Below are 12,422 nucleotides of genomic sequence, written 5' to 3' on the forward strand. Positions count from 1 at the left end.
GCCGCCGGGTTCCCGCCGGCGACGGGCGCACCCTTGCCGGCCGCCCGCCGCCGGTCGGCCGGTCCTCGACCGCCTACCGGTACAGGGTCAGCGAGATGTTGGCGCCGTACTCGATCGGGTAGCCGAGCGGGAACGAGGTCGTCTCGCCCCACCACGGCGGCGGGGGCGACGGCGGGCGACGCCACCACCAGTGCAGCCACCACCACAGGTCGTTGCCGCACCAACCCGTGATCAGGTAGTCCCCGTAGGCGAGCGCCGACACCGGTCCGCCCGGCTTGGCGACGCCGGGGCCGGTGGTGACCGACTCCTGCCACCCGCTGGTCAGGTTGGTCACCACCCGGACGGCGCCGTCGGCGCCCGCGAAGAACACGCCCGTCGGGCCGCCGCTGGCGCGCGTCGCGGCGAGGCGGGCACCGACGGGCACCACGCCCGCCGCCGAGACGGCCAGCCGGTTCCACGGGTCGGGCAGCCCGCCGCCCGCAGGACTGATCTGCCAGAGCCGGCCGTCCAGCCCGGCGTAGTACGCCTGCACGCCGCCGCTGGTCAGCGCCGCCACCCCACTGCCGGCAGCCGCGACGCCGGGCGGGCCGACGGACGAGGTCTGCCAGGTGCCGGTGCCCGTCCGCGAGAGGTAGCGCAGCCCGCCGTCGTCCCCGACGAAGAACGCGCCCGGCCCGCTGGACTGCCACACCCCGGCGATCACCGCGCCCGACGGGGCGACGCCGGGGGGCGAGACGCGCTGCGGGCCGACGCCGGGGCGTACCACCCGGTTGTACGAGGCGCTGTAGACGGCGCCGTCGTTGCCGACGAAGAAGACGTACACGTAGCCGTCCGGGGCGGCGAGCGCGTTCAACTGCGTTCCGGGGGTGGCGAGGTTGCTCGCGCCGTCGCGGTAGACGGTGATGTTGGAGGTCGCCGAGCTGGTGACGGCGGAGACGAGGCCGCCCTGCGTGCCGACGGTGAACACGGCCGCGTTCCCGTCGGCCTGTCGGACGGCGCTGACGTCGGCCCCGGGCGGGGCGACCACCGTGCTGCCGAACGGACTGAGGCCGCCGGACGACGCCAGGTAGAAGCGGCCGTCCTGGCCGACGGTGAAGCCTACGACCTGCGACGCCGCGGCCTGCGCGGCCTGCGCGGGCGGCGCCCCGACCGACGTGACGGCCAGCGCCAGCGCCGCGCTGGCCGCCGCCGCCGCGCGGAGGCGTCCAATTCTGGTGGGGATCACGGGTGTCCTTTCGGTCGACTGAGAACCGCGGGACACCAGGTTCACCAACCGACGCCCGGCCCGACAATGGTTCCGACGAATTTGCGAACCATTCGTGAAGTGCGATCGAGGCTGTTGACGCGGAGGCCCAGACAGTGCAGCCATAACGGCATTTCACCTGCGCAGACGCCGAGACGACAGGCATTTTCGACCCCCCCATTCCGGACGCATTCCGGACGTGACCGGAGGCGCAGCGTCCGCCACCTGTGGCAATTGCTTCCGCGTCCGTTCCGGCTGTCCCGGAATCGTCCGGACAGTGGAATTCGGGGCACTATTGTGGGGCGGATGGCGAGCCGCCGAGCCGGGTCCGGACCTGGGCGGCGTCCGGGTGGCCGAGCCGGTCGAGCACGTCGAGGGCCCGCCGCCAGGCGTCACGGGCGGGCCGGGGCTCGCCCGTGACGTCGTGGCTGTCGCCGAGGTGGGTCAGCGTGGTCGCCTCGTAGTAGCGCTCGCCGGCCTCCCGCCACAGCGCGAGGGCGTGGGTGTAGCAGTCGATGGCGTCGCGGTGCCGGCCGAGGTGGTGGTGCGCGTAGCCGAGGCTGTCCCACGCGTGGGCCTCCCAGTACCGATTCCCGGTCCGCTGTTGCCGCGCCAGGGCCCGGCCGCAGTAGTCGAGCGCGCGCGGGTAGTCGCCGAGTTGGATGTGGTACCAGCCGATGTTGTTGAGCGCGTTGGCCTGCCCCTGGGCGTGACCGGCCGTCTCGAACAGGTGGTGCGCCCGTTGCGCGTGGTCGAGGGCCCGTCGGTGGTCGCCCTGACGCTCCGCCAGGATGCCGAGGTTCAGCTCGGTGCGTCCGCCGCCGACCCGGTCGCCGAGTTCGGCGTACAGGCGCAGGGACCGCTCCAGATGGTCACGGGCCTCGTCGTACCCGCCGAGGCGCAGGCAGGCGACGGCCCGGTTGCGGTGGGCGCGGGCCTGGCCGTCCCGGTCGCCGGCCGCCGTGGCGGCGCGCAGCGCCAACTCCTGTACGCGGGACTGGTCCTGCCAGGCCCCCACCCGGTCGAGGTAGGTGTTGACGCTCCACGCGAGCTGCCAGGCGTGGGTCGGCAGCCCGCCGTCGGCGGCCAGGGCGATCGCGGCGAGCAGCGCCCGGTGTTCGGCGGCGAGCCACGCCCACGCCGCGTCGCGGTCGCGCGGCACGGCAATCGTCGTCCCGGGGTGCGCCGCCGGCAGGTCGATGTCGTCGCGGTGCCGGTGTAGCAGCAGGTCCGCGGCGCAGGCGGTGTGCAGGTAGTGGTCGAGCAGCCGGTGCAGCGCGTCCCGCCGGTGCGGGGCGGAGTCGGTGGCCACGGCCTGTTCGGCGGCGTACGCGCGGAGCAGGTCGTGCAGGGCGTACCGGCCGGGGGTGTGCTCGGCGAGCAGGTTGGCCCGGGTCAGGTCGGCCAGCGGCCGGCGCACCTCGGCCGGCTCGACGGCCGCCAGGCTGGCGGCGGCCGGGACGGACACGTCGGGGCCGGGGTGCGTCCCGAGCAGGCGGAACAGGTCGGCGGCCGCCGGGTCCAGACCACGGTACGACCAGGACAGGACGGCCCGTACGTCGGTGCTGGCCTCCCCGCCGTCGAACGCGTCGAGGGCGCCCCGGGTGGCCGTCAGCTCGTCGGCGAGCCTGGCGAGTTCGAAGTCCGGGTAGGTGGCGGCCCGCGCGGCCACGATGGCCAGGGCGAGCGGCAGTCCGGCCGCCGCGGCGACGATCCGGTCCACCGCGTCCGGCTCGGCCGCGACCCGGTCCGCGCCCAGCCGGCGGGACAGCAGCCCGCGACCCTCCGCCGGGGACAACAGGCCCAGGAACAGCGGGCGGGCGCCCTCGGTGGTGGCCAGTCCCGGTAGCTGGTTGCGGCTGGTCACCAGGACCAGGCACCCCGGCGAGCTGGGCAGCAGCGGGCGCACCTGGTCGGCGTCGCGGGCATTGTCCAGGACCACGAGGATCCGCCGGCCGACCAGCAGGCTGCGGTACAGCGCGGCCTGCGCCGCCAGTCCCACCGGGATTCGCTCCGGGGGCACCGCGAGGGCCTCCAGGAACCCGGCCACCGCCTCGGCCGGGCTCAGCGCGGGCGCCTCGGGGTCGAAGCCGCGCAGGTTGACGTAGAGCTGCCCGTCCGGGAACCGGTCGGCCACCTGGTGGGCCCAGTGCACGGCGAGGGCCGTCTTGCCCACCCCCGCCGTACCGCCGATGGTCGAGATCGGCACGGTGCCCGGCGGGCCAGCCGGCTCGGCGAGCAGCGCGGTCAGGGTGGCGAGCTGCGCCGACCGCCCGGCGAAGTGCCGTACCGCCGCCGGTAGCTGTCGGGGCACGAGCGGCTCCCGGTCCCGCTCGCCCTGCCCCGGGGCCGGCTGCCCGGACCCCGCTCGGGCCTGCCGGCCCAGCGCGGCGCGGGCGGCGGCGCCGAGCCGGTCGCCGGCCAGCGCCACGTCCGCCGCGCGCAGCATCCGCCAGTACGCCGTCTCCCACCGGGCCGGGTCGGCCAGCTCGGCGGGCAGCCGGGCACCGCTCTGTTGCGCGTACGCGGCGCAGGCGCCCAGGTACGCGGCGACGAAGTCCCAGTCCGGCAGCGACTTGGCGTTGAGCTTGTCGCTGAGGGTGGAGCGGGCCAGCGGCTGGCCCCGCCGGGCGGCGACCGCCACCAGGGTGTTCAGCGACGGTCCGCCGGCGAGCTGCCGCAGCCGCCTCAGCTCGTCGACGAACGAGAGCAGCGCCTCCCGACCGGTCTCCCCCACACCACACCCTCCCCGGCATCGCGACACGCTTCGAAGAGTCGGAGCCAGGATAGCCGGCATCGACCTCCGGCGATGACTGCCGGCGCCGCCCTGGCCGATGCGGCGACCGAACCTCCGGACCGGCATCGACCGGCCGACCCGTCGGGCGACCGTCAGCGGCGCCGGCCACCTCGATCGTGACATTGCAGTCGCATCGCCAAACGGGTACCGTGAGTTGCAATGCAGATGCATTGCAACGAGAGAAGGCCCCCGTGTACGTGATCGCGTTGTCCGAGGCCACCGCCGACCTGGTCGACCTGGTCGGCGGCAAGGCGGCCGGGCTGGGCGAGCTGATCCGGCGCGGTGAGCGGGTCCCCGACGGGTTCTGCGTCACCGCCGAGGCTCACCGGCTCGGCACCATTCCGCAGGCGGAGATCGTCGCCGCGTACGAACGGCTCGGGGCGGGCCCGGTGGCGGTGCGCTCCAGTGCCACCGCGGAGGACCTGCCCGAGGCAAGTTTCGCCGGGCAGCAGGACACCATCCTGAACGTCACGGGCACCGCCGAGCTGATCGCCGCGATCGGGAAATGCTGGGACTCGCTGCACACCGTCCGCGCGACCGCCTACCGCGACGCCCGCCAGATCGACCACCAGACGGTGCGGATGGCCGTCGTCGTGCAACGCATGGTCGCCCCGGTGGTGGCGGGGGTGTTGTTCACCGCGAACCCGCTGACCGGCCGCCGCGGCGAGCTGGTGGTCGACGCCGCGCCGGGTCTCGGCACCACGGTGGTCGACGGCGCGGCGACGGTGGACCACTATGTCCTCGACGGTACGACCCGAGCCGACGCGGGATGCCTGACATCCGCACAGCTCGCGGAGCTGAGGGCAACGGGTGAACGGCTGCAGGGTCACTTCGACTGCCCGCAGGACGCGGAGTGGGCGTTCGACGCAGCCGGCGTGCTCTGGTTGCTGCAATCGCGGCCGATCACCAGCCTGTTCCCCCTCCCTCCGGAAACCGGAAAGCCCCTCCCCCGGGTCTACCTCGAGTTCGGCCATGTCCAGGGGATGCGGCAACCGGTCACCCCGATGGGCATGGCGACCCTGCGAGCACAGGTCGCGGCGATGCTCGCCTCGCTCGGCGTCCGGGTCGAGATCGTCGACATCGGCGGTCGCCTCTACGGTGACCTGACCGAACTGGCGCGGAACAGGTCGTCCCGCAAGCGGCTGGTGAAGCTCATGGCGGTCGACTTCGGCCCGCGGGCACAGACGGTGATGCGGCACGTCCTGGCGGATCCGCGGTTCGCGCCGACCAAGACCAGCACCGGACGCGGCGCGGCACCGGGGGCCGCGTCGCTGCGGACGGCCGGCCGCGCGGTGATCGGGATCCTGCGCGCGCTGGCCCGTCCCGACGCGGCGCGGATCCGAATGTTCCAGGCGATCGAGGAGATGAGAGTGGGGTCGGCCGCCCCCGTCGACCTGCGGACCGCCGCCGACCGGCTCCGCTTCGTGCAGGCGGACGCCGAGGACGGCGCCGACGCGATCATGTGGCCGATCGTCACCGGGATGCTCGCCGCCGCGTTGCCGGCTTCGTTGCTCAGGGGCGTCGCGAACCCAGACGAGATCCACGCCGTGCTGGGCGGGATGCCGCACAACGTCACCATCGAGATGGACCTGGCGCTCTGGCGGCTCGCTCAGGGCACGGGCGCACACCGTCAGCTCCTCCTCGACACCCCGCCGCACGAGTTGGCCGCGCGCTATCTGCGCGGGACGCTGCCCGACGTCGGGATGGACGGCTTCCTGGACGCCTACGGTCATCGCGGCGTCGCCGAGGTCGACCTCGGCGTACCGCGCTGGGCGGAGGATCCGGCACCGGTCTTCGCGGCGATCGCCAACTACCTGCGGGTCACCGATCCGCGGCAGGGGCCTGACCAGCGCTTCCGACGGGCCGCCGCCGCGGCTGAGACCGCCCTGGCGGAACTGGTCCGGCGGGCCCGCCGTCGGCGGCCGGTACGCGGCACGATAGCCGGGTTCCTGCTGCGCCGGGCCCGGTCGTTGGCGGGCCTGCGCGAGGCCGGCAAGTTCGCCGGGCTGTACCCACTGCGGGAGAAGCGCCGGCAACTGCTGCTCATCGGCGCCGAGCTGCACGCCGCCGGGCTGCTGGAGCAGCCCGACGACATCATGTTCCTGACCCTCGACGAGGCGCACACCGCCGTGCACCAGAGCATCGATCACCGGGCGGCGGTCGCCTCCCGCCTGGCGGTACACCGCAGGGAGCTGCGCCGCAGGGCGGTGCCGGTGGCGCTGCTCTCCGACGGCACCGACATCGAGACCGTACTGCCGGCCGCGCCCGCGGTCGACGGCACGCTCGCCGGCGTGGGTGCCTCGGCGGGCCGGGTGACCGGCCCCGCCCGGGTCGTCCACGACCCGGGCACCGCCCACCTCGAACCCGGCGAGGTTCTGGTCGCCGCGACCACCGACCCCGGCTGGACCCCGCTGTTCCTCACCGCGTCGGCGCTGATCACCGAGACCGGCGCGATCATGGCGCACGGCCCCACCGTGGCCCGGGAGTACGGCATCCCCGCCGTCATCTGCGTGCCCGATGCCACCCGGACGATCTCCACCGGTCAGCTCGTCACCGTGGACGGCGGCGCCGGGATCGTCACCGTCCACTGACCGCTGGCTCGCCAACCCGAGGAGGACCATGGCCGACAGGAAGGCCCCGACCGGGGCGAGGGTGGGCCCGCTGGTGGGCCGGGTGGCCGCGATGGAGGCCGCGATGTGGCGCAGCCTGTACGTGTGGGCGCGGCGCGAGGCGCTGCCGTTGGCGCCGGGCGATGAGCCGTTCGGCTACCTGGGCGTGGTCAAGCCGATCCTCGGCATCTTCATCGGCCTGTCGATCGTGGAGATCCCGATCCTCGACATGATCGTCACCAACGTGGTGCCGTGGGGGCCCGTCCGCTGGATCGTGCTCGCCGTCGGCATCTGGGGGCTGCTCTGGATGGCCGGCCTCTACGCGAGCATGCGCATCCACCCGCACGTCGTGGGTGACACGGTTCTGCGGGTCCGGCTGGGTTCGGGCATCGACATCCGGATCCCGTGGACGGATGTCGAGGCCCTGCGCAAACGCTACCGGTCGCTGCCCTCCAGCAAATCGGTGCAGGTCGAGCGGGAGGGGGACCGCCGCGTGCTGTGCATCCCGGTCGGCAGCCAGACGAGCGTCGACGTCCTGCTGCGCCGGCCGAGGACCTTCGACCTGCCCGAGGGGCGGTCCGAGCCGATGGACGAGGTGCGGCTGTACGCCGACGACCCCGACGGCCTCCTGCGCAGCGCACGGGGCACCCCGGCGACCGGGGACGTCAGCCGGTAGCTGCCGGCCGCTGGCGGCGGGTCCAGGCCACCCACTGTGAAACGATCGAAGTCATGCCCAAGAAGGTCGATCACCAGGAGCGACGTACCCTCATCGCGGACGCGTTGATGCGGGTCGCCGCCGAGCACGGCCTGGAGGCCGTCAGCCTCCGTCACGTGGCTGCCGAGGCCGGCGTGTCCGCCGGGATGGTCCAGCACTACTTCCGCACCAAGGACGAGATGATGGCGTTCGCGTTGGCCGTGGTCCGCGAGCGCAACCAGATCCGGGTCACCGAGGCGCTGGCGCGACTGGGCGAGAACCCGTCCCCTCGGCTGCTGCTGCGTACGATGATCGCTGCGCTGTTGCCGCTCGACGAGCGGACCCGTGACGACGGGCGGGTGGCGTTGGCGTTCCTCGCCTACATCGCGGTGCGTCCGGCGGCCGCGCCCAGCCTGCGCGAGGACACCGTGCAGCTCACCGGGTTCATCGCCGGCCTCCTGCCGGTTCGAGACGCCGCCGCCGCCGCGGCCGGGCTGCTGGCGCTGATGGAAGGGCTCGGCGTCTATCTGCTCGGTGGGCAGTACACCACCGAGCAGGCGTTGGCCGCGCTGGATGCCCACCTCGACCTGCTCTTCGGCTCGTCGACAGGTGCCTGACCAGCGGTTGACCGGCTGCGAGGGATCACCGCGCGGGGTCGGCGGCGGCACCCTTCATGCTGGTCTCCCGGGCCGGTCGCGGGTGTGGACGGCCTCGCCGGTACGGCCCGCGTCGACCGCCACCAGCACGGTGAGCCGGTGCGTGGCGCGGGTGAGCGCCACGTAGAGGTCGCGGCGGCCACTCGGCCGGGCCGCGACGATCCGGTCGGGGTCGACCACCAGCACCTCGTCGAACTCCAAGCCACGGACCGCCGACACCGGCACCACGTGCGCCCCGGTCGCGGCCAGCTCGGCGACCGCCTCGTCCGCGCAGATCACGGTGCCCGGCCCGGCCGTGAACTCGGCGGGCAGGTTCCGGGTACGCGGCTGCGCGCCGTGCCGCAGCGACCGGCTCGGCGGCTGCTCCGGCGCGATCTCGGCCAGCAGGTCGCGGCTGAACGCCAGGATCTCCGCGGTGGTGCGGTAGTTGACGGTCAGCGTGGACAGCTCGAAGCGGTCCCCGACGGCCTGCCGCCAGCCGGTCACCGTCGACCCCGGACCGGCCTGCGCGAAGTCGCCGACCACGGTCATCGAGCGGGCCGGCGCCCGGCGGAGCACCGCCCGCCAGTCCATCTCGGTGAGTTCCTGCGCCTCGTCCACCACCACGTGCCCGTACGCCTCCGCCGGTGGTCCGTCGACCAGTTCGGCGGCCTCGTCGAGCAGGACCCGGTCGGCCGTTCGCCACGGCGTGCCGGGGCTGCGGCGCAGCGCGGCGAAATCGGCCGGCAGGTGGGCCGTGGGGTCGGCGAGCAGCCCGGCGACCACCTCGGCCGCGGTGAGCGGCGGCCAGATCGCGTCGACCGCCGCGTGCAGCCGCGGGTCGGCCCGCAGCGCGGCCGGATCCGCAGGCTCCGGGTCGACCGCCCGGGGCGCGTCCTCCAGCCCCAGCGACCGCAGGTCGGCGGCCACCGCCTCGTCCAGGTCGAGGCCGGTCGCCGCAGCCACCTCCGCGTCGAACCGCGCCAGCCGCGACGCCGTCTGCCGCTCCTGCTCCCGGGCCAGCTCGGCCACCAGGTGGTCGCGGAAGACGCGCCGCCCGGGGTTGTGCGGCAGGCCGCGCGCCGCCGCGAGCGCCTCGGCCACCGCCGCGCCGCCGAGTTTGATCCACTCCGCGCCGGCCGGCAGCGTGACCGGCCCGGCGACCGGCCGTCGGCGCTCCACCCAGGCGGCCAACCCGGCGGCCATCTCGCCCCGGCCCTTGAGGAGCGCCACGGCGGGTGGGTCCGGCAAGCCCGGAGCCGGTCCGGCGACCTCCGACCGGGTCACCAGCCGCACGTCGTTCTCGCCGAGCGACGGCAGCACCTGCGAGATGTAGTCCAGGAACCGGGCGTCCGGCCCGACCACCAGCACGCCACGACCGGCCACCGGAAAGGCGAACAACACGTACGCGGCGCGGTGCAGCGCCACCACCGTCTTCCCGGTGCCCGGCCCGCCCTGCACCACGGTGACCCCACGGTACGGCGACCGCACCACCGCGTCCTGCTCGGCCTGCAGGGTGGTCACCGCGTCGCGCATCCGCCCGGCGCGCGGCGCGCTCAACGCCTCCGCGAGGGGTCCATCGCCTGGCACGTCCGCGTCCGTCGGCGGCGAGCCGTCCAGGATCTCGTCGGTCACCCCGGACAGCCGCCGTCCGGCCAGCCGGAGGTGCCGCCTGCGGCGCAGCCCCATCGGCCGGGCTGCGGTGGCGGCGTAGAACGGCGCGGCGGCCGGTGCCCGCCAGTCGATCAGCAGCGGCTCGCCGTCCACCCGCAGGCCGCGCCGCCCGATGTGCAGCACCGTCCCGTCGGCGTGGTCGATTCGCCCGAACACCAGGCCGTCCTCGGCCGCGGCGAGATCACGAAGTCGCCGGCACAGAAGAGCGGTGGGCGTGCCGGAGAACGCCGCCCGGGCCATGGCCGCCTCGGCATCCAGTCGGGCATAACAGGCCGTGATCGTGACCTGTTCGGCTGCCACCTGCTCGTGAGTTCCCATGCCCTCCCATTGTCAGGAGTTCTGTCGGCAAGGTAAGTCTTGACTTACCTGGCGCCCTGGACCGGCGCCCGCAGGCCGGTGAGGGTGGCCTCGACGGACCGCCGCCGGGGGTCAGGCCGGCTGACGGGACACGACCGACCCCCGGACCGCCTCGATCAGGCTGGTCGTGCGGGGGTCCGGGCCCATCGTGACGCGGAGTCCGTTCATTAGGACGATGGTCGGCCACCTCCGAGTGGGCCGGACACATCGGGCCACTCCTGGCCACCACACCGCCCGGCTGGCTGCTGAGCTGCTCCGACACCCTCCGGGACAACGTCGCCGCTGGCCACCACCTGGCCGTTGCAGGCACTCGGTGTCCTCGCCGAGGTGGAACGCTGGCAACGGCAGCTCATCGAACGCGCCGTGGTGGCAGCGCGGGAGGCCGGACTCTCCTGGGCCGAGATCGACAACGCGCTCGGCATCAGCCGGCAGTCGGCGCACGAGCGGTTCCGCAACGTCGCAACGTCCAAGCCACCCGCCTGAAGGGGCGGGGCAACCGGTGGCTCCGTCAGGATGAGAACTACGCCGTGATCGAGAAGAGACGATCGACAGGGTCCACGACGGCGGCCAGCAACGCGCCGGGCACGAGCCCCGGGTCGTCGGCGCGGATCGTGTCTGCCTCGAACGTGGCGAACCCGGGTCCGCTGATCCGCAGGCGGAGTTCCAGCCCAGGATCCTCCCCGCCCAGGTGGTTCGCCACCGCGAGGATCTCCGCGGTCGCGGCGACACCAGCGACGGAGAGCCGACGCGCGTCGCCGCGCGAGCGGGTGACCAGCCGCAGGCCGAAGACGCCGGAACCGACACCGACGATCGTCACCAGTACGCCACCGGCGAGCAGGCCCCAGAAGTCCGCAGACGACCACGGTGGGTCCAGCGCCACGGCGACGGCGAGCAGGACCGGGCCGGGCAGGCAGATGGCCAGGAACGTCAGTCGACAGAGCAGCGCGCCGATCGGACCGAGACGCGCTTCCGCTTCCCGGGGAGTGCTCGTCACCCTCGCACCCTAGTACGCCGGGGTGGCTGGCCGGCGACGTCGTCGCCTGGCCGCTGCTCGGGGTGTGCGGGCTGGGCGGACCGGGGTGGTGCGGTTCAGGGGCCGACCAGCCGGTCGCGGCGACGGATGAGGTACGCCGTCTGCGCGGTGTTGCCGGCCAGGCCGATGGCCCGGTCGTACGCGGCCCGCGACTCCCCGCTGCGGCCCAGCCGACGCAGCAGTTCGGCGCGGGTGGCGTGGAAGGCGTGGTAGCCCTCCAGCGGCAGACCGTCCACCTCGGTCAGGGCGACCTGCGGGCCGTCGAGCTCGGCGACCGCGATCGCCCGGTTGAGCCGCACGATCGGCGAGGGGTCGAGGCGGACCAGTCGGTCGTAGAGTGCGACGACCTGCGACCAGTCGGTGTCCCGGACGTCGCGGACGTGGGTGTGGACGGCGTTGATCGCGGCGAGGATCTGGTAACGCCCCGGTGCCTGGCCGGAGGCGAGGCGCGCACGCGCGGGCGATCTCGGGCACGGTGAGCCCGCCGACCATCCGCAGGGCCAGGGCAACCCGTACCTCCATGGCGAGAGCGGGGTGGCAGCAGGTGAAGACGAGGCGGAGCCGGTCGTCGTCGATGGCGCCGAGCGGCTCCGGGGTGTCGGACAGCATCAGCGCCTCCCGGTGCTTGTCCTCGCGCCTGACCTCGCGCCGGATCCGGTCGATGGCCTTACGGTGGGCGGTGGTGGTGAGCCACCCGCCGGGACTCGGAGGAACCCCGTCGACCGGCCAGCGCTCGACGGCGGTCGCGAACGCCTCGGCGGCCATCTCCTCGGCGACGTCGTGGTCGCCGAAGCGCCTGGCCAGGGTCGCCACCAACCGGGCCCACTCCGCACGGTGGACAGGGGTGATCACCTCCCCGACGTCGGTCACGCGCCCAGGAACGGCCGGAGCTCGACCCTCCGGTTACAGTGCCTCGACCCCAGGGCGGCGAGCCGGAGCGCCACGTCGAGGTGAGGGGCCTCGATGATCCAGAAGCCGCCGACGTACTCCTTCGACTCCACGAAAGGCCCGTCGGTGAACATCGCCTCCCCGTCCCGGCCGTCGACGACGGTGGCCGTACCGGGCGACGCGAGGCCACCGGCGAAGACCCAGTGGCCCCCGGCCCTGAGCTGCTCGTTGAACGCGCTGATCGCGGCCATCTCCGCCGCAGTGGCGGACTCGGTCGTGTCGTCGAGCACGGAGAGCAGGTACTGCGCCATCGGATCGTCTCCTGTCGTCGGGTGGTCCTCGGGCCGGCTCACACCCCTGCTACGAACGCCGCTGCCTCCATCCGACACGTTCCACCGACATTTTTCGTACGCCGCGCGGCGGGGGTGTGTGGACCTAACGGAGAACGGTGCTGCCACCAGGTTGACAACAGGGGTGCGGTCGCACGACCTC

8 protein-coding genes and 2 pseudogenes are annotated in these 12,422 nt (G+C 73.9%); 4 read left to right on the plus strand and 6 right to left on the minus strand.

Annotated elements, in window-relative coordinates; all coding sequences use genetic code 11:
* Positions 1–73 precede the first annotated feature (73 nt).
* Both ACIQG9_RS18480 and ACIQG9_RS18485 read right to left on the minus strand, forming a co-directional pair.
* Positions 74–1,225 carry a hypothetical protein gene (locus ACIQG9_RS18480; protein ID WP_400403718.1) on the minus strand — a complete coding sequence of 384 codons (1,152 nt, stop codon included), beginning with the start codon at positions 1,223–1,225 and terminating at the stop codon, positions 74–76.
* A 310-nt stretch (positions 1,226–1,535) separates the two neighbouring features.
* Positions 1,536–3,980 (minus strand): ATP-binding protein, encoded by a 2,445-nt coding sequence (locus tag ACIQG9_RS18485; protein WP_400403721.1) that lies wholly within the window; start codon positions 3,978–3,980, stop codon positions 1,536–1,538.
* 251 nt (positions 3,981–4,231) lie between these two features.
* Here ACIQG9_RS18485 and ACIQG9_RS18490 point away from each other — a divergent pair, with 251 nt between their 5' ends.
* The 3 genes from ACIQG9_RS18490 to ACIQG9_RS18500 are packed head-to-tail and all read left to right on the plus strand — an operon-like array spanning position 4,232 to position 7,960.
* A complete protein-coding gene (locus tag ACIQG9_RS18490; protein WP_400403723.1) occupies positions 4,232–6,631 on the plus strand; it encodes a PEP/pyruvate-binding domain-containing protein in 2,400 nt (799 codons plus the stop codon).
* 28 nt (positions 6,632–6,659) lie between these two features.
* Complete coding sequence (locus ACIQG9_RS18495; RefSeq protein ID WP_400403725.1) at positions 6,660–7,325, plus strand: hypothetical protein; 666 nt, start codon at positions 6,660–6,662, stop codon at positions 7,323–7,325.
* A gap of 53 nt (positions 7,326–7,378) precedes the next feature.
* On the plus strand, positions 7,379–7,960 hold the full coding sequence (locus ACIQG9_RS18500; protein ID WP_400403728.1) for a TetR/AcrR family transcriptional regulator: 582 nt from the start codon (positions 7,379–7,381) through the stop codon (positions 7,958–7,960).
* Between the two features lie 54 nt (positions 7,961–8,014).
* Here ACIQG9_RS18500 and ACIQG9_RS18505 read toward each other — a convergent pair whose 3' ends face one another.
* Positions 8,015–9,970 (minus strand): HelD family protein, encoded by a 1,956-nt coding sequence (locus ACIQG9_RS18505; protein WP_400403731.1) that lies wholly within the window; start codon positions 9,968–9,970, stop codon positions 8,015–8,017.
* Between the two features lie 56 nt (positions 9,971–10,026).
* On the opposite strand from ACIQG9_RS18505, the pseudogene ACIQG9_RS18510 reads away from it, so the two are divergent.
* Positions 10,027–10,492: pseudogene (locus ACIQG9_RS18510) on the plus strand (hypothetical protein).
* A gap of 37 nt (positions 10,493–10,529) precedes the next feature.
* On the opposite strand, the gene ACIQG9_RS18515 reads toward ACIQG9_RS18510, so the two are convergent.
* From ACIQG9_RS18515 to ACIQG9_RS18525, 3 genes and pseudogenes are all read right to left on the minus strand, one after another.
* Positions 10,530–11,003 carry a hypothetical protein gene (locus ACIQG9_RS18515; protein WP_400403733.1) on the minus strand — a complete coding sequence of 158 codons (474 nt, stop codon included), beginning with the start codon at positions 11,001–11,003 and terminating at the stop codon, positions 10,530–10,532.
* A gap of 95 nt (positions 11,004–11,098) precedes the next feature.
* A pseudogene (locus tag ACIQG9_RS18520) lies at positions 11,099–11,912 on the minus strand (RNA polymerase sigma factor).
* Positions 11,909–12,241 (minus strand): YciI family protein, encoded by a 333-nt coding sequence (locus ACIQG9_RS18525; protein ID WP_400403735.1) that lies wholly within the window; start codon positions 12,239–12,241, stop codon positions 11,909–11,911. The pseudogene ACIQG9_RS18520 and the gene ACIQG9_RS18525 overlap by 4 nt, the downstream one beginning before the upstream one ends.
* Between the last annotated feature and the right edge of the window lie 181 nt (positions 12,242–12,422).

The organism is Micromonospora sp. NPDC092111 (assembly GCF_044755745.1).
GTDB lineage: Bacteria > Actinomycetota > Actinomycetes > Mycobacteriales > Micromonosporaceae > Micromonospora.